The 21,170-nt window shown below is 63.9% G+C and carries 18 protein-coding genes and 1 pseudogene; 12 read left to right on the top strand and 7 right to left on the bottom strand.

The window, feature by feature from the left end; all coding sequences use genetic code 11:
- The first annotated feature begins 7 nt into the window (after window positions 1–7).
- A complete protein-coding gene (locus tag ACP8ML_RS10600; protein WP_063279339.1) occupies window positions 8–370 on the top strand; it encodes a biotin/lipoyl-containing protein in 363 nt (120 codons plus the stop codon).
- A gap of 148 nt (window positions 371–518) precedes the next feature.
- On the opposite strand, the gene ACP8ML_RS10595 is transcribed toward ACP8ML_RS10600, so the two are convergent.
- The 3 genes and pseudogenes from ACP8ML_RS10595 to typA form a co-directional block, all read right to left on the bottom strand.
- Complete coding sequence (locus ACP8ML_RS10595; protein WP_065673561.1) at window positions 519–872, bottom strand: L,D-transpeptidase; 354 nt, start codon at window positions 870–872, stop codon at window positions 519–521.
- An 888-nt stretch (window positions 873–1,760) separates the two neighbouring features.
- Window positions 1,761–1,811: pseudogene (locus tag ACP8ML_RS10590) on the bottom strand (hypothetical protein); the annotation flags it as partial.
- Window positions 1,812–2,374: 563 nt separating this feature from the next.
- A complete protein-coding gene (gene typA / locus ACP8ML_RS10585; RefSeq protein ID WP_117189421.1) occupies window positions 2,375–4,237 on the bottom strand; it encodes a translational GTPase TypA in 1,863 nt (620 codons plus the stop codon).
- Between the two features lie 397 nt (window positions 4,238–4,634).
- Here typA and ACP8ML_RS10580 point away from each other — a divergent pair, with 397 nt between their 5' ends.
- The 5 genes from ACP8ML_RS10580 (at window position 4,635) to ACP8ML_RS10560 (ending at window position 9,505) form a co-directional block, all read left to right on the top strand.
- Window positions 4,635–5,165, top strand: a complete 531-nt coding sequence (locus ACP8ML_RS10580; protein ID WP_117189420.1) for a DUF3151 family protein — start codon at window positions 4,635–4,637, stop codon at window positions 5,163–5,165.
- Between the two features lie 126 nt (window positions 5,166–5,291).
- On the top strand, window positions 5,292–6,896 hold the full coding sequence (locus ACP8ML_RS10575) for an MFS transporter (protein WP_117189419.1): 1,605 nt from the start codon (window positions 5,292–5,294) through the stop codon (window positions 6,894–6,896).
- A 14-nt stretch (window positions 6,897–6,910) separates the two neighbouring features.
- Complete coding sequence (locus ACP8ML_RS10570) at window positions 6,911–7,813, top strand: DUF4862 family protein (protein WP_117189418.1); 903 nt, start codon at window positions 6,911–6,913, stop codon at window positions 7,811–7,813.
- Window positions 7,810–8,775, top strand: a complete 966-nt coding sequence (locus ACP8ML_RS10565) for a dihydrodipicolinate synthase family protein (protein WP_117189417.1) — start codon at window positions 7,810–7,812, stop codon at window positions 8,773–8,775. Before ACP8ML_RS10570 ends, ACP8ML_RS10565 begins: the two co-directional genes overlap by 4 nt.
- A 40-nt stretch (window positions 8,776–8,815) precedes the next feature.
- On the top strand, window positions 8,816–9,505 hold the full coding sequence (locus ACP8ML_RS10560; protein WP_117189416.1) for an N-acetylmannosamine-6-phosphate 2-epimerase: 690 nt from the start codon (window positions 8,816–8,818) through the stop codon (window positions 9,503–9,505).
- A 71-nt stretch (window positions 9,506–9,576) separates the two neighbouring features.
- Here ACP8ML_RS10560 and ACP8ML_RS10555 read toward each other — a convergent pair whose 3' ends face one another.
- Entirely contained in the window at window positions 9,577–10,311 is a 735-nt protein-coding gene (locus ACP8ML_RS10555) for a FadR/GntR family transcriptional regulator (RefSeq protein WP_117189415.1), read from the bottom strand.
- 70 nt (window positions 10,312–10,381) lie between these two features.
- On the opposite strand from ACP8ML_RS10555, the gene ACP8ML_RS10550 reads away from it, so the two are divergent.
- From ACP8ML_RS10550 to purB, 4 genes are all read left to right on the top strand, one after another.
- Window positions 10,382–11,353, top strand: coding sequence for a GNAT family N-acetyltransferase (locus ACP8ML_RS10550; protein WP_171048624.1), 972 nt, complete (start codon window positions 10,382–10,384; stop codon window positions 11,351–11,353).
- A gap of 164 nt (window positions 11,354–11,517) precedes the next feature.
- Window positions 11,518–12,816, top strand: a complete 1,299-nt coding sequence (locus tag ACP8ML_RS10545; protein WP_117189414.1) for an adenylosuccinate synthase — start codon at window positions 11,518–11,520, stop codon at window positions 12,814–12,816.
- A 97-nt stretch (window positions 12,817–12,913) separates the two neighbouring features.
- On the top strand, window positions 12,914–14,236 hold the full coding sequence (gene purD / locus ACP8ML_RS10540) for a phosphoribosylamine--glycine ligase (protein ID WP_117189413.1): 1,323 nt from the start codon (window positions 12,914–12,916) through the stop codon (window positions 14,234–14,236).
- The gene (gene purB, locus ACP8ML_RS10535; protein ID WP_016666190.1) at window positions 14,233–15,666 is read left to right on the top strand and encodes an adenylosuccinate lyase; all 1,434 of its coding nucleotides are present in this window, start codon (window positions 14,233–14,235) and stop codon (window positions 15,664–15,666) included. The genes purD and purB overlap by 4 nt, the downstream gene beginning before the upstream one ends.
- Window positions 15,667–15,810: 144 nt before the next feature.
- Here purB and ACP8ML_RS10530 read toward each other — a convergent pair whose 3' ends face one another.
- The 3 genes from ACP8ML_RS10530 to ahpC all read right to left on the bottom strand — a co-directional run bounded on the left by ACP8ML_RS10530 (window position 15,811) and on the right by ahpC (window position 19,003).
- Window positions 15,811–16,761 (bottom strand): LysR substrate-binding domain-containing protein, encoded by a 951-nt coding sequence (locus tag ACP8ML_RS10530; protein WP_117189412.1) that lies wholly within the window; start codon window positions 16,759–16,761, stop codon window positions 15,811–15,813.
- A gap of 6 nt (window positions 16,762–16,767) precedes the next feature.
- Window positions 16,768–18,342 (bottom strand): alkyl hydroperoxide reductase subunit F, encoded by a 1,575-nt coding sequence (gene ahpF / locus ACP8ML_RS10525; RefSeq protein ID WP_117189411.1) that lies wholly within the window; start codon window positions 18,340–18,342, stop codon window positions 16,768–16,770.
- A gap of 97 nt (window positions 18,343–18,439) precedes the next feature.
- Complete coding sequence (gene ahpC, locus ACP8ML_RS10520) at window positions 18,440–19,003, bottom strand: alkyl hydroperoxide reductase subunit C (protein WP_021107927.1); 564 nt, start codon at window positions 19,001–19,003, stop codon at window positions 18,440–18,442.
- Window positions 19,004–19,139: 136 nt separating this feature from the next.
- On the opposite strand from ahpC, the gene ACP8ML_RS10515 reads away from it, so the two are divergent.
- Together ACP8ML_RS10515 and purQ are read left to right on the top strand one after the other, a co-directional pair.
- Window positions 19,140–20,429: a phosphoribosylaminoimidazolesuccinocarboxamide synthase gene (locus tag ACP8ML_RS10515; RefSeq protein WP_117189410.1), complete on the top strand. Its 1,290-nt coding sequence runs from the start codon at window positions 19,140–19,142 to the stop codon at window positions 20,427–20,429.
- Window positions 20,430–20,431: 2 nt separating this feature from the next.
- Window positions 20,432–21,106 (top strand): phosphoribosylformylglycinamidine synthase subunit PurQ, encoded by a 675-nt coding sequence (purQ, locus tag ACP8ML_RS10510; RefSeq protein ID WP_065673511.1) that lies wholly within the window; start codon window positions 20,432–20,434, stop codon window positions 21,104–21,106.
- The last annotated feature ends 64 nt before the right edge of the window (window positions 21,107–21,170 follow it).

The following is a 21,170-nucleotide window of genomic DNA, read 5'->3' as shown; positions in this document are numbered from 1 at the left end:
AACTGACATGAAGCTCAAGGTGACCGTCAATGGCGTCGCTTACGACGTTGACGTTGACGTTGACAAGACCCCTAATACGCCGATGGCGCCGATCCTCTTCGGAGGCGGCTCCGGTGGCCCGATGAAGGCGTCCGGTGGCGGCGCCGGCAAGGCTGGAGAGGGTGAGATTCCCGCTCCGTTGGCTGGCACCGTTGCCAAGATCCTCGTGGCCGAGGGTGATGCCGTCAAGGCTGGTCAGGTGCTCCTGACCCTCGAGGCCATGAAGATGGAGACCGAGATCAATGCCCCGGCGGATGGGACCGTCAAGGGCATCCTGGTGGCTGTCGGTGACGCCGTCCAGGGTGGTCAGGGCCTGGTGGCTCTGGGCTGACCGCCGGTACACAGACCACAGTGGCGCCGCACCTTCAGGTGCGGCGCCACTGTCATGTTTCCGTGGCCGCCATGTGCTCGTGGTTGTCATTGGCCGAGGACACGATAACGGCCTGCCTCCAGGTGGAGGCAGGCCGCCGTGTCTCAAATCACTTGAAGACGATGATCTTGCGTCCGGTCGGGGTGTGATCCCACAGCCACTTCAGGCCGGACATGTTGCGGATGTTGATGCAACCATGCGAGGCACCATTCCATCCACGACGGGAGAAGTCCGACGAGTAGTGGATCGCCTGACCACCGTGGAAGAACATCGAGTACGGCATCGGAGATCCGTAAATGCTCGAGACGTGGTTCTTGTCTTTCCAGTACACGGTGTTGACGCCCTCGGCAGTGGGCTCGCTGGCGCGTCCGAAGCGAGCGTCAAGGGTGATGAGGATGCGCCCGTTCTGCACCATCCACAGCTTGCGCTGGTTCTTCGAGGCGCAGATGACGGTTCCCGTCATGCAGCGGCGGTCAAGACGAGCACCCGAGTTGTTGATCGGGAGACTCACCGGTGCCGAGACGGGTTTGGAAGACACCGCAGAGACCGGGATCCAGCTCTGCATGGAGTTGAAGACGACCGGCATCCAGCCGTTGTGGTTCGGACCGCGACGGACGACGCGGGTGCCCTGGTAGGCGGTGCCCATCGAGCGGAAGGAGTTCGACGCACCGGTTCGCATCGTCTGGTCCCTCTTCACCCAGAAGGTTTGCGGACGGGTGGAGGTGACGGTGTTGCCTGGCAGCCAGCCCTGCTTACCCTTGTAGAAGACTGGGGCCCAGCCATGGTGGTTCGGCCCACGGCGGACCATGACGGTCGTGGCATGGGTGCGTCCCATGGAGCGGAAGGAGTTTGACGCGCCAGTACGCAGCTCGGTCTCGACGTAGATCCATTGAGTCTGGGGGTGCCAGGTCGTCACCGTGTTGGCAGGAACCCAACCCTGAGTGTTCCTGTACAGCACCGGGGCCCAGCCGTTGTAGTTCGGACCACGACGGATGAGGGCATGGGTGGAAGCCGTGCGTCCCATGGAGCGGAAGGAGCTGGAGGCACCGGTGCGAAGGTCGGAGGAGAGGTACACCCACATGGTCTGCGGGTAGGTCGTCGTCATGGTGTTGGTGGGAACCCATGCCTGGCTGCCCTCGTAGAGAACTGGGGCCCAGCCGTTGCGCTCGGGGCCACGGATGACGATCTTCTTTGCAGCCCGTGTCCGTCCCATGGAGCGGAAGCTGGACGATGCGCCGGTGCGCAGGTCCGCGGAGATGTAGGTCCACAGGGCTCGCGGCTGGTCGGTGGTGAGAGCGCTGGTGGGGATCCAGGCATTGGTGTCGCCGTGGCGGATTGGGGCCCAGCCGTTGCGCTCCTCGCCATGGATGACGACCCGGGTGGTCGCCGAGATCCTGCCCATGGAACGGAACTGCGTGCCGGCTCCGGTACGCAGATCGGTGGCGACGTAGATCCAGGCGGTTTCCTCGATCTTGGTCGGATTCGTGGCCGCGGAGTTCTTCGCCGAGGGAATCGACTCGGTGGAAACCTTGGGGGTGGCCGGAAGGCTCGGAGTATCCGGCTCAGTTGTCGCGGGGGCGGTCTCCGGGGCGGAGGAACCCTCCACAACGGCGGGGGTCGTCGCTGGGGCAGCGGGAGCCTCAGGAGCGTTGACGGTGGACGCAGGCCGCGAAGGGGAATCCGTGGCGGTTGGCGGGGTCGAGGGCTCCGCATTGGCAGTACCGACGATCCCGACGGGCAAGGACATGGCCAGAGTGGCTGCCAGGCCGGCAGCGCGAGCGGAGTGCATGGATCAAACACCTTCCGGGGATGTGGACGACAAGATGGTACGCCATTTCTGCAATGACTCCGACTTGGTTCCTGTGAGCTCCGGTGCAGTTGTGGCAGGATCTTCGCCCTGGGATGGCGCCGCAGCATCCGAGTCAGCAGGAACCGTGGCGCCATTGACATGTGGCCAGGTGCTCGTCAACTGTTCTTCGCGCGGGTGCGAGCCTTGGCCCGCTCGTGGGCGTTCAGCTCGGTCTTGCGAATACGGACGACGTCCGGAGTGACTTCGAGACACTCATCCTCACGGCAGAACTCGAGCTGCTGCTCCATGGAGAGCTTGGTGGCCGGGATGAGGCGCTCCAGCTCGTCGCCGGTGGAGGAACGCACGTTGGTGAGGTGCTTTTCCTTGGTGGGGTTGACATCCATGTCGTCGGGGCGGGAGTTCTCGCCGACGACCATGCCCTCGTAGGTGTCGTCACCGGGGGAGACGAACATCGTGCCGCGCTCCTGCAGGTTGAACAGGGCGTAGGAGGTGACGACTCCCTGCCGGTCGGCGACCATCGAGCCACTCTGGCGGGTGCGCAACTCGCCCACCCAGGGCTGGAAGTTCTCGAAGATCTGGTTCATGATGCCCTGACCCCGGGTCTGGGTCAGGAACTCGGTGCGGAAGCCGATGAGGCCACGAGCCGGCACGACGAACTCCATGCGTACCCAGCCGGAGCCGTGATTGACCATGTGCATCATCTGGCCCTTCCGCAGGCCCATCATCTGTGTGACGGCTCCCATGAATTCCTCGGGGGCATCGATGGTGACGCGCTCGAAGGGCTCGTGCAGCTTGCCGTCGATGGTCTTCGTGACGACCCGAGGCTTGCCGACAGTGAGCTCGAATCCTTCACGACGCATCTGTTCGACGAGGACGGCCAACTGCAGCTCGCCGCGGCCCTGGACCTCCCACATGTCCGGACGGTCGGTGTCGGTCACCTTGATGGACACATTTCCAATGAGTTCCTGGTCGAGGCGAGCTTTGAGAAGACGAGCAGTGAGCTTGTCACCGGAACGGCCGGACAGCGGCGAGGTGTTGATGCCGATGGTCATCGACATCGAAGGCTCGTCGACGTGGATGAGGGGCAGCGGATCGGGGTTCTCAGGATCCGAGAGGGTCTCACCAATGGTGATGTCAGGAATGCCGGCGATGGCGACGATGTCACCGGGGCCGGCCTTCTCTGCGGGGACGCGCTCGAGGGCCTCGGTCATGAGCAGCTCGGACAGCTTGACGTTCTGGACCGAGCCGTCGCGCTTGCACCAGGCCACCGTCTGCCCCTTGGAGATCTCACCGGAGACGACGCGGCACAGGGCCAGACGACCGAGGTAGGGGGAGGCGTCGAGGTTGGTGACGTGGGCGCGCAGCACCCCGTCCTCCTCGTAGGTGGGAGCAGGAATGTTCTGGAGGATGCAGTCGAACAGCGGCTGCAGGTCGGGGGAGTCGGGCATCCCACCGTCCTCGGGCTTGTTGAGGGAGGCGCGTCCGGCCTTGGCTGAGGCGTAGACGACCGGGACGTCGAGCAGGGAGGCGTCATCGTCCTCGGAAAGATCCATGAAGAGGTCGTAGGTCTCCTCGACGACATCGTCGATGCGAGCGTCGGAGCGGTCGACCTTGTTGAGGACGAGGATGAGTGGGAGCTTCTTGGCCAGGGCCTTGCGCAGCACGAAGCGGGTCTGGGGGAGGGGGCCCTCGGAGGCATCGACGAGGAGGATGACGCCGTCGACCATCTCGAGGCCACGCTCGACCTCGCCGCCGAAGTCAGCGTGTCCAGGGGTGTCGATGATGTTGAGGGTGATCTCCTCGCCGTCGCTCATGACGTGCTTGACGGCGGTGTTCTTGGCGAGAATGGTGATGCCCTTCTCGCGCTCGAGGTCCATCGAGTCCATGACGCGTTTCTCGACCTCGGCGCCCTCACGGAAGGCTCCCGACTGCCACAACATCGCGTCGACCAGCGTGGTCTTTCCGTGGTCAACGTGGGCCACGATGGCGATGTTGCGCAGATCCTTGCGTACGGGCATGCAGAACTCCGGTTCAGATCGAGGATGTGGACACCGCGACGAGGCCGCGGGACTTCGGCGGGCGAAAACGCACCACCGTGAAGTGTAGGTCAGTGCAGGGTTGAGCTACGAATGAGCGAGTCAGCGCCGCATTCCGAAGCGCCGACGCAGTGGCTGGTGTGTTGACTTCTCGGCGGCAGTGTGATTGCCGTCGCACCACTGAGAAGGTGGCACCTGTGCCTTGACCTGGTCGATGTGTTGGCCGCATCCGGCCCAGGTCGTCCTACCACAGACGTCACATCTGACGGGTCGGCACATGGTGGTGATCCTTTCATTTGGCTGGAACAAGTTTATGTCACATGCCCTTGCAGACGGCCCGAGCGAGCGCCTCGGCGCGTTTCGCCCTAGGCTTGGGAGTATGGCTGAGGAGCAGAACACCGATCCGACCACAGAGATCGAGGAACAGGACCACGGCGTCCACTTGCCGCCCGACCCGGCCATCCGCAAACTTGCCAAGCGGGGACGCGGTGAGTTCATGTCGGTCGTCAAGGAACATCCGTCCTCGACGTTGTGTTGGGCTCTGCTGGCTGAGGGGTCCCTGCTGTGCGGTACCGATGCTGCCGATGTCGCGGCCTATGCCTATGCACGTACCGGGCGTGATCTCGGCCTGGAGCAGCTGAGAGATGCGGGCTGGGACGGCGAGGGCGCTGTCGACTGGGGCTACCTCCCGAACCAGGGGGTGTTCCGCTGTCTCCATGCCCTCGCGATGGCGGCTGAGAGGCTGGGATTTGGTGACGAGTCCGATGACGCCGACACCTTGCTGCGCGAGTCGAGCGATGAGGCCTGGCGAGCGCTGCGTGGCGACGAGGTGCCCACCGATGACGCTGTTGACGTCGAGGTCGGCGAGGACGAGTCCGACGGTGATCAGGAGAACGATCACCAGGAGTGACCTTTCGCCGTCAAGGTGAGCTCATGAGATTGACATTGTGATCTGCCGCATTCATCCTTGATGTAGGACATCCGATGTCCAATGTAACGCACGGGGCTATCCCGACCAATCAATGGAGATGGGCGTATGAGCAATGTCGAGGCCACGGCGGCCAAGAAGTCATGGCGTGATGAGCTGACCGGCACGCAGTGGAAGTCTTTCTGGGCAGCATGGATCGGATATCTGCTGGACGGATTCGACTTCGTCATGATCACTCTGGTCCTCACTGAAATTGGGCGCACCTTCAATGTCGGCGCGGCAGCGACGGCCACATTGGTTTCGGCTGCCTTCATCGCTCGGTGGTTCGGTGGTTTGCTGCTGGGAGCCATCGGTGACCGATTGGGTCGCAAGGAGGCCATGGTCATATCGATCCTGCTGTACGCGGGCGGATCGGTCGTCTGTGCCATAGCCCCGGCCTTCTGGGTCATCTTCGTCGCCCGTGTCTGTATCGGCATGGGCATGGCTGGCGAGTACGGATCCTCGGCCACGTATGTCATTGAGTCGTGGCCTGTCCGCCTGCGCAACAAGGCTTCAGGATTCCTCATCTCCGGGTTCTCGGTCGGTGCTGGTGTGACGGCTCAGGTGTATGCCCTGATCGAACACCTCACACGGGGCACACCAGCGGAGCCATACACCTGGCGAATCCTCTTTGCACTGGGAATCATTCCGATCGCGTTGGCGCTGTGGCTGCGGCGTGCTCTGCCGGAGGCCGCCGACTTCGCGAAGATGCGGGAGGAACAGGCTGCCCGAGCTGCGGCTGGTGAAGTCGTCGAGAAGACGGACATGTTCACGATGCTCTTCGCCCGTAACCTGAAGCGCAGCATCATCAACATCGTGCTGGCTCTGGTCGCCTTTGGATGCCTCATCGTGATCTACCTGTTCAAGAGCGGAGTTCCGGGGTTTGTCCTGGCCCTCCTGTGGATCGTTGTTACAGCCGTCATGGTGAGCTTCATGGTGCAGTTCGAGGGGCCGCGGTGGCCGACCGGCGTCGCAGTGATGATCACCGTGTTCGTCGCCTTCCTCTACTCGTGGCCGCTGCAGGCCCTGCTGCCGACCTATTACCGTCAGACTCTGGGGCTGGGCAGTGACACTGCGTCGAACCTCGTGACCGCAACCTCTTTCGGCGCCGCTGCTGGCTGCATCATGGCGGGGTTCATCGGTGACAAGTTCGGTACCCGGAAGGCCTACTGGACGTCTTTGCTCATCTCGGAGTTCCTTGTGCTGCCGGTCTTCCTCGTCAGCCGTGACATGGTGCACTCCTCGACGGTGTGGGTCGTCCTGCTGGGTGTCTTTATCTTCGTCCAGCAGATGTTCGGGCAGGGCATCTCCGGGTTGCTGCCGAAGTTCATCTCCAACTACTTCCCGGTTGAGAAGCGCGCCGCTGGTCTGGGCTTCTCGTACAACGTGGGTGCCCTCGGCGGTGCCATTGCCCCGGTTCTCGGTATAGCGCTGGCGGGTGATCCGGCGACCGGCATCGGCGGCGCTCTGCCATCCAGCTGGGGTCTGGGGTGGACGCTGTTCATCCTGTCCTTCGCCTTCACCGGAGTGATCATCATCCTGATTGCCATCAATTTCCCATACCGGATGCAGAAGTTGTTCCGCCCTGATCATGTCCGTTCCGCTGACCGGATGGATCACGTGGACGAGGAGTTCGCCGCATCCAACAACCCCGATGCCGTCGTGGCATCCTGATATGGAGTCATGCCATGAGCATTCCAACGATCGTCGGCGCGTACGCTGCGATGCCGCGTACCATGACCAATCGAGAAGATTTTTACCGGGAGCTCGGCGAGACCGGCTGGGTCGACGGAATCGAGATCCCGTATCGTGATGGCGTCGACGCCGATCCGCGCTGGCTGGCAGACCAGCTGCGCGGCCGGTTCACCCAGTGCGTCGTCACGGCTATTCCCGGGACGATGGGGCACTTGGCCAACGATCCTCACTTCGGGCTCGCCTCATCCGATGAGGAGGGTCGTCAGCGAGCAATGACGTGGATCGCTGGTTTGGTCGACGATGTGCGTTCCCTGCACGAGATGGTCGGCCACCCGGTTGTCCGATTCGTCGAGCTCCATTCGGCACCCAGCAACCACGCCGAGCCAACCGCGCTCAAGGCTTCCCTGGCGGAGCTTTCCAGCCTCTTCGCCGATGCCGAGCTCACTCCCGTCATTGAGCACTGCGATGCTTCGGGCGGAGTTGGCCCGGGGGAGAAGGAATTCCTCAGCCTGGATGACGAGATCACCGCGCTCTCCGGTACCGGAGTGCGGCTGACGGTCAACTGGGGGCGAAGCGTTGTCGAGTCCCATGATCCAGATCTGCCGGCTCGCCAGGTCGATCGACTCGCCGATGCCGGCCTACTCGGTGGAGTGATGGTCTCCGGTGCCGGTCCGGAAGTCACCCAGTACGGGCCGGCCTGGGGAGACGCGCATCTTCCTCTCCGAGACGACGAGCCGACCAGCCTGTTGACTACTGATCTCATCGACTCCTTCATGACCGCCGCCCGAGGGGTGCAGTCCTACCAGGGCATCAAGGTCCAGACCCCTGCCGATGCCACCGTCGAGCAGCGACTGGCCATGATCACCTCCATCCATGACGCCATGGCGTCGGCATGACACTCACCACAACAATTGCGAACACCACGAAGGACACCACCATGACCACGAAGTTCCACGGAGTCATTCCCCCCGTCGTCACCCCGCTGACGACCGACGGTGACCTCGACGTCGCCTCCTACGAGAGGCTCATCAATCGCCTCATCGAGCAGGGGGTTGACGGCCTGTTCGTCCTCGGCTCCACCTCCGAGGTCGCCTTCTTCGACGACGAGATGCGCGGACGGGTCCTGGGAGAGGCCAAACGGATCATCGACGGACGGGTGCCGCTGCTCGCCGGGGTCATCGACACCGAGACCCTGCGCGTCATTCGTCACATTCGTCAGGCCGAGGAGATCGGGGTCGACGCCGTCGTCGCCACCGCGCCGTTCTACGCGATCACCGGCCCGACCGAGATCGAGAATCACTTCCGCGCCCTGCACGAGGCCACCGAACTGCCGCTGTTCGTCTACGACATCCCGGTGTGCGTGCACGTCAAGGTGCCCGTCGACCTCATGATCAAACTTGGGCGTGAAGGTGTCATCGCTGGATGCAAGGACTCCTCCGCCGACGATGTCTCCTTCCGCCGTCTGGCCCTGGCCAACCGCGTCGCAGGTTCTCCGCTGGCCCTGTTCACCGGCCACGAGGTCGTCGTCGACGGAGCTTTCATGTCCGGTGCCGACGGTGTCGTCCCGGGTTTGGCGAACGTCGACGCGACCAACTACGTGAATATGTACAAGGCCTATCGTGAGGGCGACTGGGAGACGGTCCGAACCGAGCAGGACAAGGCCACCGAGCTCATGGAGATCGCGTTCGTCCCGCAGGGAGTCGTCGGTCCGGCTGCTGGTGTGGGAGCCTTCAAGACGGCCATGCAGCTGTTGGGAACGATCGAGACCAACACCATGTGCGTGCCGCTGCCTACCCTCACGGGTGAGAATGTCGAGAGGGTCGCGGAAGTGCTGCGCCGAGTCGGCCAGCTGGCGTGATCATGGCCAGGACAAGTATCAATCCGAGGAGGACTCGATCATGAGCGCATTCACCGACAGGACCATTGCGTCGATGGCGGGAGGCCTCGTCGTCTCGTGCCAGGCCTACCCAGGAGAACCCCTCCGGCACCCGGAGACCATGGCGCAGATGGCCGCTGCTGTCGAGTTCGGGGGAGCGGTCGCTGTGCGAGCCCAAGGGCTCTCCGACGTCGCCGCAGTCAAGGGGCGCGTCAGCGTCCCGGTGGTCGGCATCTGGAAGGAGGGCGACGAGGGCATCTACATCACCCCGACCCTTCGTCACGCGCGCTGCGTGGCCGCTGCCGGTGCCGACATCGTCGCCCTCGACGGCACCCGGCGGGAGCGCGCCGACGGCCTGAGCCTGGCCCAGACGATTGCAGGTCTCAAGGACGAGTACGACGTCGTCGTCATGGCTGACTGTGGATCGGTTGACGACGGTTTCGCGGCGGCCGAGGCGGGGGCCGACCTCATCGGCACGACGCTGTCCGGCTACACCGGTGAACGCCTCAAGACGGACGGTCCTGATTACGAGGTCATTGAGACTCTCGTCACGGGGCTCGACGGTAGTCGTCCGGTCATTGCTGAAGGACGCATCCACACCCCCCAGCAGGCGCGACGGGCAATGGATCTGGGTGCCCATTCCGTCGTCGTGGGAACAGCGATCACCCACCCGACCTCGATCACGGGCTGGTTCCGCGACGCTCTGAAGTAGTGGGCCATCACAGGGGGCTTGCCAGTAGGCAGGCCACCTCGTCACGCGCCAGACAAGGCGGTGCGTGGGTGTTACCGCTGGGTGGTCGCCCCGCCAAGCCGCTCCCGGATGGCATCGAAGTGATGCCACATGGCGTCACGGCTGACCTCAGGATCGTTGCCGACGACGCAGTCCGCGATGCGGTCGTGGGCGTCACGGGTGGCCTTGACGGTGTTGGTTGGCGGCAGTCGCAGATCGGCAAGGTTGAGGGAGTCCCAGAACACATCAATGAGCTCGCGAGCCAGCTGATTGTCCACACCAGCGTAGAGAGTCCGGTGGAATTGGCGATCTGCCGCCGCGGAGTCCTGGGGATCGTCCATCCGTGCTGCCAGAGCGTGCAGTTCGCGACCGGTCGCTGCGCTGATGGAGCCGGTCACCTCGGCTGCCAACGAACACTCCAGCAATGCGCGGACCTCCACCATCTCTCGCAACCCCGTGAGGTCCCTGTTCCCGGCGGTGTCGGCGCTGACCTGCTTGACGCCGCGATACACGAGCCCCGGACGAATCGTCGACGCGGAGGCTGTCGACAGGTAGGTGCCCAAGCCACGTCGGACCTCGAGGATTCCCAGCGCCCGCAATTCCCGCACCGCCTCACGAACAGTGCCGCGCGCCATACCGAACTGAGTCGCCAAATCCTGCTCGATCGGAATGGGATCTCCGGGGGTCAGGTCCGAGGAGAGAATCCACTCAAACATCCGCTGCGCCGCAGGGTTGAGGTTATCGGCCAGGTGGACGACATCCTTCGGGTCTGACATGCCGCTAATCATGTCATGACCTGCATGATCTTGGCGCCGGATAATCCCCCCTGGTCGACGCGGGCTCGCAAAAGGCGAAAGAATGGGGACACAGCGACGTCAAGGGCGTCGCCAGAGTCAGGAGCGCGACATGAGTGAGCACGTTGTTTTCCGCGACATGCGGCCTGAAGACGTCAAGGTGATCACCTTCGGGGAACCAGGATCGCTGATCGATCGCATTGATCGTCCCGACGTCGTCGCCCGGGTCGCCCTCTACGAGGACCGCATCGTCGGGTACGCGGTTTCCTGGCTCGCAGTGGTGCATCGTACCCGTCGTTTCATTGATGTGGAGATCCATCCTGATTCTCGTGGGCGTCGTATCGGCACCCGCCTGGTGCGCCAGATTCAGCAGCGGGTGAAGCGGCCCCTGGCCACCAAGGCCATTGTCGGCTCGGACGCCGAGAATTTCATCCTTTCCCTGGGCGGTGAGGTCTACGCTTCCTGTCCGCCATTCGAGTTGCCGCGTCGTCACTTCGGTCGGGCTATTGAATCCCTTGCAGAGGTCAGTGTCGGCCCGGGCGGTGCCATTTCGGGCGCAACCCTGGCCCCTGGTGTGCTCGAGACGCTCTGGGAACAGATTTACGTGTGGATGCACGAGTCATGGTCGCCGGTTGATGACAGCGAGGCCGCTCATGAGGCGCTGCGGCAGGAGCTCGAGGACCTCGACGCGGGAGCCACCCGGGTCGCTCTCATCGACGGTCAGCCGGCAGCCGTCGCCTTCGTCTTCGTCGACGAGAACCCGACGGTCGTGGCAGAGACCGTGCAGGCCGACACGCCTGAAGGCGATGCTGCCGTCGCCTCGGCGATGTCGTCGGTCATCAGCTGGGCCGAGGACGCTGGTTACAAGCGCGTCAACTTTGATGGACACCGTGGTGATCCGCACTTCGGCCCGCTGGCGTCGCGTCTGCCTCTTGAGGGGGCAAGCCTCGATCTGTTGGAGATCCCGGTTCTGCCGGATGACGGCGACGATGCCGGCGAGGGGGCCATTGGTGAGGGCGGTGCGACCGTCGCCTGATCGACCGTGACGTATTGATGACGAAGGACCACGTGGAGCGGAGGAAACCCCTTCGCTCTCCGGTCTGACGCCGTTGATGTCGTAGCGACCACGTAAAGTGTGCCTGGTTGCAGAGCGGCGTGTGCCCCTGCAACCGGAGGCAACCCGCACACCGGTGCGAGGAAATGGAGGAGCAGATGCCTGGAATCGTCGTCATGGGTACCCAGTGGGGTGACGAGGGCAAGGGCAAGGCCACCGACCAGATGTCCGAGCGCGTTGACTACTGCGTGCGGTACTCGGGAGGCAACAACGCTGGACACACCGTCGTCGTCGGTGCCGAGAAGTTCTTCATGCACCTGCTGCCGTCCGGTGTCCTCAACCCGAATTCCACGGCGGTCCTCGGTAACGGTGTCGTCCTCAACCTTGACGTGCTGGCTGATGAGATCGACACGCTGCGCAGCCGTGGTGTGGACATCCCTCACCCGCTCATCAGCGCCAACGCGCACCTCATCACCCCGTACCACCAGACCCTTGACAAGGTGACCGAGCGTTTCCTCGGAAAACGTCGTATCGGTACCACGGGACGTGGCATCGGGCCGGCCTACTCCGACAAGATCAACCGCATGGGCATCCGTGTCCAGGATCTGTTCGACGAGTCGATCCTGCGCCAGAAGGTGGAGGCCTCCCTGGATCAGAAGAACCAGATCTTGGTGAAGATCTACAACCGGCGCTCCATCGACCCGGAGCGCGTTGCGGACGGGCTGCTGGCTCATGCCGAGCGCATCCGTCCTTATGTCGTTGACGTCGCGCGCGTGCTCAACAAGGGTCTCGACGAGGGCAAAGTCGTGCTTTTCGAGGGAGCCCAGGCCCACCATCTCGACGTCGACTTCGGCACCTACCCGTACGTCACCTCGTCCAACCCCATCGCTGCAGGCGCCTGCACCGGTTCAGGAGTCGGGCCGACGCGCATCGATCGCATCGTCGGCATCGCCAAGGCCTACACCACCCGCGTTGGTGAGGGGCCGTTCCCGACCGAGCTGTTTGACGAGGACGGCGAGCGCCTGCGCAGTGAGGGTGGCGAATACGGCGTGACGACGAAGCGTCCGCGTCGCTGTGGTTGGTTCGACGCCCCGCTGGTGCAGCAGGCTGTCATGATCAACTCGGTGACGGACCTGTTCCTCACCAAGCTTGACGTGCTGTCCGGCTGGGATCGCATCCCGGTCTGTGTGGCCTACGAGGTCGAGGGCGAGCGCACCGACGTCATGCCCGTCACCCAGTCCGACCTGCATCACGCAAAGCCGGTCTACGAGTTCATGGATGGCTGGAGCGAGGACATCTCGAAGGCCCGTTCCTTCGAGGATCTGCCGCGCAACTGCCAGGCCTACGTGCGTCGTCTCGAGGAGCTCGTCGGTACGCGGATCTCCGGTATCGGTGTTGGTGCCGGTCGTGACCAGTCCATCATGCTCAACGACCTCATCGACTGAGAGCTGACGATGCGGTGTTCCACTCCGGTGCCGGGGAGGAACAAGGCCGATCGGGAAACGGTCGGAACCACCCTCTACTCTTGAGGTCGTGTCCAGCATGACTGTTCTCGTCCTCGGATCTGGTGGTCGCGAGCATGCCCTCGCTCTGGCATGCCACCGAGACCCACAGGTTGCTGCCGTCCATGTCGCCCCCGGTAATCCCGGAACGGCATCCCTCGCCACGAACCATCCCATCGACCCGTGCGACAAGGACGCCGTCGTCGCCCTTGCCCGCGAGGTTGCGGCCGACCTTGTCGTCGTCGGCCCGGAGGCCCCGCTGGTCGCGGGGGTGGCAGACGCCCTGCGCGACGCAGGGATCGATTGTTTCGGTCCGAGTGCCGAGGCTGCTCGGCTGGAAGGCTCGAAGGCCTTCGCCAAGGAGGTCATGGCTTCTGCCGGTGTTCCCACCGCCGCATCTCGATCCTGCGGTGACCTCGATTCGGTGGGGGCAGCCCTCGACGAATTAGGGGCTCCCCACGTCGTCAAGGATGACGGGCTCGCAGGTGGCAAGGGAGTTGTCGTCACCGAGGACCGTGACGAGGCCCTGGCCCATGCCGAGCAGTGCCTCAATTCTGACCACCAGGTGGTCATCGAGGAGTACCTCGACGGCCCCGAGGTGAGCCTTTTCGCGATCTGTGACGGCGAGCGTGCTCTCCCCATGCAGCCGGCCCAGGACTTCAAGCGGGTCGGTGATGGCGGGGTCGGCCCCAACACCGGCGGAATGGGCGCGTACACGCCGTTGCCATGGGCGCCTGACAACCTTGTCGAGACAGTGTCGAACACGGTGATCTCCCCGACACTGTCAGCCATGCGAGATCGCGGCACCCCGTTCATCGGTCTGCTGTACGTGGGCCTGGCCTTAACCTCTGACGGTCCGAAGGTCGTCGAGTTCAACGTTCGCTTCGGCGACCCGGAAACCGAGCCACTGCTCAGCATGGTGGAGTCCCCGTTGGCACAGATCATGCAGGCCGCCGCCCGCGGAGACGTGTCCGGAACAGATGGCCTGCGGTTCCGCCGCGGAGCTGCCGTCGGCGTCGTCATGGCGAGCGAGGGGTATCCTGCATCTCCGGTGAAGGGACGCCGAGTTGTCGCTCCGGTCGATGACGAGGACGTCCTGCACGCCGGAACTCGTATCGAGGGGGATGGGCTGGTCACCAGCGGTGGCCGCGTCCTCGTGGTGCTTGGCCATGGTGAGACCCTTGCCGGGGCCCGTACCGATGCCTACAGCAGGGTTGACCAGCTCGAGGTGAGTGGCGGGTTCCACCGCACTGACATTGCCCTTCACGCAGCTGAGCTCGAGGCCGTCGATGAGATGGCCGATGAACTCGCGCCCCAATCCGAGAACAATCCCAGTAACCCGACCGACGGGGAGAATTCATGAGCGTTCCCAACATCCTTGCCACCCGTTACGCCTCTTCGGCGATGCGCTCCATCTGGACGCCGGAGAACAAGATCCGTGCCGAGCGCAGGCTATGGCTGGCCGTCCTCGAGGCCCAGGCGGACCTCGGCGTCAGCTTCGGGGGCGACGATCCCGAGCAGGTGTTGGCCGACTACCAGGCTGTTCTCGACAACGTCGATCTGGACTCGATCGCCGAGCGTGAGGCCGTCACGCGACACGACGTCAAGGCTCGGATCGAGGAGTTCAACGCCCTGGCCGGCCATGAGCACATCCACAAGGGCATGACGAGCCGCGACCTCACCGAGAACATTGAGCAGATGCAGGTGCTGGAGTCGCTGAAGCTGGTGCGCGACAAGATGGTCGCCACCCTGAACCAGCTGTCCCGACTGGCTGCCCAGTACTCGGATCAGCCGATCGCTGGTCGGTCACACAACGTTGCCGCCCAGGTGACGACCTTGGGCAAGAGGTTCGCGACCACCATCGACGAGATGTTGGTGGCGTGGGAGCACGTTAACGAGCTCATCGAGCGGTATCCGGCTCGCGGAATCAAGGGGCCGATGGGAACTTCCCAGGACATGCTCGACCTGCTCGGTGGGGATGACTCCAAGCTCGACGATCTCGAGCATCGGGTCGCCGATCACCTCGGCTTCAACCAGGTGCTGACCTCGACCGGCCAGATCTACCCGAGATCCCTGGACTTCGAGGTCATCTCGACGCTGGTGCAGGTGTTGTCGGGGCCGTCGAACCTGGCGACGTCAATCCGCCTGATGGCCGGCAACGAGCTCGTCACCGAGGGGTTCAAGCCTGGCCAGGTTGGGTCCTCGGCGATGCCGCACAAGATGAATGCCCGCTCCTGCGAGCGCGTCAACGGTTTCCTCGTCGTCCTGCGCGGGTACCTCACCATGGTTACCGGTCTGGCCGGTGTGCAGTGGAACGAGGGCGATGTCTCCTGCTCCGTGGTGCGTCGCGTCGCTCTGTCGGATTCCTTCTACGCCATTGACGGGGCCTTCGAGACCTTCCTGACGATCCTCGGTGACTTCGGCGCCTTCCCGGCCGTCATCGAGGCCGAGCTGGAGCGTTACCTGCCCTTCCTGACGACGACGAAGATCCTGATGGCTTGCGTCCGCGCTGGCGTCGGTCGCGAGGACGCTCACGAGGCCATCAAGGAGCACGCCGTGGCCGTCGCCTTGGAGATGCGTGAGACCGGCAGGACCGAGAACGATCTCTTCGCCCGTCTGGCTGCCGACCCGCGGATCCCGTTGACCAAGGAGCAGTTGCGCGGTCTGGTCTCATCGCCGCTGGATCTCACTGGTGGGGCTCAGGACCAGGTAGAGGCGCTGTGCGCCAAGGTCGAGGACATCGTCCGGGAGTACCCGGAGGCTGCCAGCTACCTGCCTGGTCTGGTGCTGTGACGCGGTGATCTGAATATTGCGGGAGGGCCGGCTCGTTGAGCCGGCCCTCCCTTTCATATCTGCGCCAGTCATGGCCTCACCTATGCCATAAGATCGGGCGCAGTTGACGAGTGGCAGTGGGGGAGTGCGGTTGGGTTCGACCTCTCAGTTCCCCAGACCATGGGAGCAGAGCGTCGCCCCATCGACGCCCAGCGGCTCGACGATGTCGCCGGGGAGATTCCGAAGGATGCTGATCAAGGTCAGGACTGATGGACGTGTCATGGCTGCAGGCCTGCCACACGCCACGATGTCTCGGTGAGGTCGGGGTTGAGTGAACTCCCGGACGACGATGCGGGGGTCCTTCGGCTTGGGTGCCGACACCGCGCTGCGTGGCATTAACGTTCGTCCTGCCCCCACTGACACTAGCTCGCGGATGGTCGCGAGGGATCCTGCCGACAAGGCATTCGGTGGCATCGGGCCAGATGGGCTGCACACCTCGAGCACCTGGTCACGCAAACAGTGTCCCTCGGACATCAGGATGAGCCCATCGGTCGAGACGTCGTGGGGGTCAATCGGCCCCTTTTCGTGGGCCAGCTCGTCGTCAACCCCCGTCACCAGCAGGAACTCCTCCCGGAAGACCGGGATTGCCGTCAGGGTCTCGTCCTCGACCGGGGCAGCCACCACGGCGACGTCGAGATCCCCCTGATTGACGGCCTCCAGCAGTCTGGCAGTGCGTTTCTCCACCACATGGATGTTGACCCCCGGTTCGTACTGGTCGAACCGAGCGATGACGCGTGGCAGCAGGAACGGCCCCAGGGTGGGGAAGACCCCGACCTTGAGCTGGCGGGTCGTCCGCTCGGACTCCTCCAGGGCCAGGGTCCGGATGTCGTCAGCCAACACCAGCATTTCCCGGGCGGTCTGGGCGATACGCTCACCCACTGGGGTGATCTCGATGCGTCGTCCCGCCCTGACGGCCAGCGACACACCGAGCTCATTCTCGAGCCGGTGGATCTGGGTCGACAAGGTCGGTTGGCTGACGCCGCACGACGCCGCCGCCCGGCCGAAGTGGTGTTCTTCGGCCAGGGCGACGAGGTATCTCAGATCACGAAGGTTCACGCGGACTCAGTTCTGCGCGGGGTTCTGACGAATGAGGTGGTCGAAGGCCCCGAGAGCTGCCGTCGCGCCAGCACCCATCGAGATGATGATCTGCTTGTAGGGCTGGGTGGTGCAGTCACCGGCAGCGAAGACGCCGGGCACCGAGGTGCCACCGCGCTCGTCGATGACGACCTCGCCACGGCCAGTGCGCTCCACGGCGCCTTCCAGCCACTCGGTGTTGGGCAGCAGGCCGATCTGGACGAAGACGCCAGCCAGTTCGATGGTCTTGACCTCGCCGCTGGTGCGGTCCTCGTACTCCAGTCCCGTCACCTTGGAGCCGTCGCCCAGAATCTGAGTGGTGCGGGCCGATGTGATGACGTCGACGTTCGGCAGCGACTTGAGGGTGCGCAGCAGCACGTCGTCGGCCTTGAGAACGTCGAGGAACTCGACGACGGTGACGTGGTCGACGACGCCGGCCAGGTCGATCGCCGCCTCGATTCCGGAGTTTCCACCACCGATGACGGCGACCTTCTTGCCCTTGAACAGGGGGCCGTCGCAGTGTGGGCAGTAGGTGACACCCTTGGTGCGGTACTCCTCCTCACCGGGAACGCCGAGGTTGCGCCAGCGGGCACCAGTCGCGATGACGACCGAGCGGGCACGCAGGTCGCCGTCAGTCAGACGCACCGTCGTCATGCCGTCGGCAGTCTCCAGGGTGCTGGCGGTCTGACGCTCGATGACGTCGATGTCGTAGTCATTGACGTGGGCCCGAAGGGCGTCGGCCAGCTTCGGACCAGTGGTGTGAGGCACAGAGATGAGGTTGTCGATGGCCTCGGTGTCGAGTACCTGGCCGCCGACTTGAGACCCCACCATCGCCGTGCGAATACCCTTGCGGGCGGCGTAGACGGCAGCTGCGGCACCAGCAGGGCCAGCGCCAACGACGAGCACATCGTACGGGTCGCGCTCGGACAGGTTCTCCTTGGCTCCCTGAGCGGCGTTGGCATCGAGACGTTCGAGGATCTCGGCCATGTCCATGCGGCCCGAGCCCCAGTCCTCGCCATCCAGGTAGATGGCCGGCACCGAGGCGATGCCCTTGGCCTCCACCTCGTCGGTGTGGGTGCCACCCTCGACGGCGGTGTGATGGATGTTCGGGTTGAGGACGGCCATCGCGTTGAGGGCCTGAACCACCGTCGGGCAGTTTTGGCAGGTCAGCGACATGTAGGTGACGAAGTGGTGCTCCCCCTTGACTGCCCGCACCGCGTCGATGAGGGACTGCTCCTCTTTGACCGGGTGGCCACCGACCTGGAGCAGGGCCAGCACCAAGGAGGTGAACTCGTGGCCCATCGGCAGACCGGCGAAGCGGATGTCGCTCTGGGAGCTTGGAGAGGTGATGGCGAAAGACGGGGTCCGCTCGTTGTCGACGGAGTCACCGACGCTCACCTTGTCCGAGAGGGCAGCGATCTCGGCGAGCAACTCGTCCATCTGGGCCGACTTCGATGCCTTGGTAGCGTCGTCTCCCCGGTAGGGGGAGGGCACCAGGACGATGGGCTCACGCACCATCTCGAGGTAGGTCTTGAGCTGGGTGGTCAGGGCGTTGTCAAGCATGATTCTCCTGGGTGGGGAAGTAGGGGGATATGGACGTGCCGGCCCGGGGATCCGTCGCAGGGACGATCGCCCCTGCGGCAGGTGCTCGGGTCGGAGCTCAGATCTTGCCGACGAGGTCGATCGACGGGGCGAGGGTGTCAGCTCCCTCTTCCCACTTGGCGGGGCAGACCTCGCCTGGGTGGGTGTAGACGTACTGGGCGGCCTTGACCTTGCGGACCAGCTCGGTGGCGTTGCGGCCGATGCCCTCAGCGGTCAGTTCGTAGAACTGGATGACGCCGTCGGGATCGACGAGGAAGGTGGCGCGGTCTGCCTGCCCGGCTCCCTCGCGCTCGACGTCGAAGTTGCGGGTCAGCTGGAGGTTCGGGTCGCCGATCATCGTGTAGTTGACCTTGCCGACGGTGTCGGAGTCGGAGTGCCAGGCCTTGTGGACGAAGTGCGAGTCGGTGGACACCGAGAACACCTCGACGTCCATCGCCTGCAGCTCCTCGTAGTGGTCGGCGAGGTCACCCAGCTCGGTCGGGCAGACGAAGGTGAAGTCACCGGGGTAGAAGAAGAAGATGGCCCACTTGCCATTGATGTCGGCGTCGGAGACCTCAATGAAGTCCCCATTGCGAAAAGCGTTGGACTTGAAGGGGACGATCTTGGTGTTGATGAGACTCATGATGAGTCCTCTCTGGTCGACGAAGTGATAGTTCAACGCTATCACTGAAAGGCTCTCCATAGTCAATGTCTATGTTGGAGACGAATCAGGGCTCTCTCTGTGTCGTCAGGGCCCACAACCGTGGCATGATGCCCCCATGGTCACTCCGCACCTCGAACTCCCGTTGCTGGCTGAGGGCAAGGTCCGTCGCCTCTATCGCCTCCCCGATCAGCCGGGCCGCCTCCTCATGGTTGCCACTGACCGGATCAGCGCCTACGACCACGTTCTGACCCCGGGGGTTCCCGGGAAGGGAGCCATCCTGACGAACGTGTCGTTGTGGTGGTTCGACCAACTGGCCGACATCGTCGACAACCATCTCGTCAGTCTGGATGTTCCCACTGAGGTCGCCGGACGAGCCATGATCGTCGAGGAACTGGAGATGTTCCCCGTTGAATGCGTGGTGCGTGGTTACCTGACGGGTTCCGGCTGGGCCGAATATCAGCGCAATCGCGCGGTGTGTGGAATCCGACTGCCTGAGGGGCTGCAAGATGGTTCCCGGCTCGAGGAGCCCATCTTCACCCCGGCGGCCAAGGCTCCCCAGGGTGAGCATGACGAGAACATCGACTACCTGCACCTGGTGAAACTCGTTGGTCCTGAGGTCGCCGCCCAACTGCACGACCTCTCGCTGCGGATCTACCAGCGAGCCGAGGAGATCGCCCGTGAGCGCGGCATCATCCTCGCCGACACCAAGTTCGAATTCGGCCGTCGCGCCGATGGCACCATCGTCCTCGCTGACGAGGTTCTCACCCCTGACTCCTCGCGGTTTTGGGACGCGGAGACCTGGCAGCCCGGTAAGGGTGCCGACTCTTTCGACAAGCAGTACGTGCGTGACTGGCTCACCAAGGAGTCGGGATGGGATCGGTCCAGCGATGAGGAGCCCCCGGCTCTGCCCGAGGAGGTCGTCGAGGCCACCAGCCGTCGCTATGAGGAGGCGTGGGCGCGTCTGACCGGCGGGCAGATGGCCCAGGACGATACCGTCGCCGTCTCGAATGCTGAGCAGTCGTCTGATTCCGTGCTTCCACCGGAAGGTGGTGTGGGGCCTGTCCAGGGTGCGATGTCGATTCCCGTCGTTGCTTCCGATGCCAGTGTTCCTGGCGCAGTCGATGTCCCCGACGAGCCGGATCCCCGTAGTGCCGATAAGATTGGTGGCATGTCACGTGTAGTGGTGGAGGTCATGTCCAAGCCCGAGATTCTCGATCCCCAGGGCAAGGCCATCACGTCGGTGCTCGCCCGGCTCGGCCATGACGGCCTGACGGTGCGTCAGGGCAAGCGTTTCGAAATCACCGGTGAGGGGCTGGAGGATCGTCTCGACGAGATCCGTCAGGTCGCCTCCGAGCTGCTGGCCAACACCGTCATTGAGTCCTTCGACGTGCGCGTGGAGGACTGACGATGACACGTATCGGAGTCGTCACCTTCCCCGGAACCCTTGACGACCAGGATGCCGCAAGGGCTGTTCGCCTGGCTGGGGCTGAGCCCGTGCCGCTGTGGTACGCCTCGACGGATCTGGCCGGGGTTGACGCCGTCGTCCTTCCGGGAGGGTTCTCCTACGGCGACTATCTGCGCTCGGGCGCCCTGGCTGCAGCCTCGCCGGTGATGTCCTCCATTCGTGAAGCGGTGGAAGCTGGTCTTCCTGTGCTCGGCATCTGCAACGGATTCCAGGTGCTCTGCGAGTCTCACCTGCTGCCTGGCACCCTGATGCGCAACGAGAAGCGGCGTTTCCACTGCTCAGTGCAGCAGCTTCAGGTCGCCAGCGTTGACACCGTGTGGACCTGCGCCTTCCGCGCCAGTCAGCGCATTCGCATCGCGGCCAAGCATGGCGAAGGCAACTACGTGGCTGATCCTGCGACCCTGGCGACCTTGGAGGCCAACAATCAGGTCGTGTTCCGCTACACCGACAACCCGAACGGCTCGGTTCACGACATTGCCGGTGTCACCAATGAGGCGGGAAACGTCGTCGGTCTGATGCCTCACCCGGAGCATTCCGTGGAGGAGCTCACCGGTGCCGGCACCGATGGGCTGGGATTCTTCCGGTCCCTGCTGACCTTCTTGTCAGCCCAGCTGTAAGCGGGGTGTCCGGGTTTCCCGGATATGTGTGACGGGGTGGTCCTCATGAGGTCACCCCGTCGTC

The sequence above is a fragment of the Cutibacterium sp. LaCa_255 genome (assembly GCF_057458005.1).
Note: the sequence above shows the minus strand (reverse complement) of the source record. Positions and strands in the feature narration are given on the sequence as shown.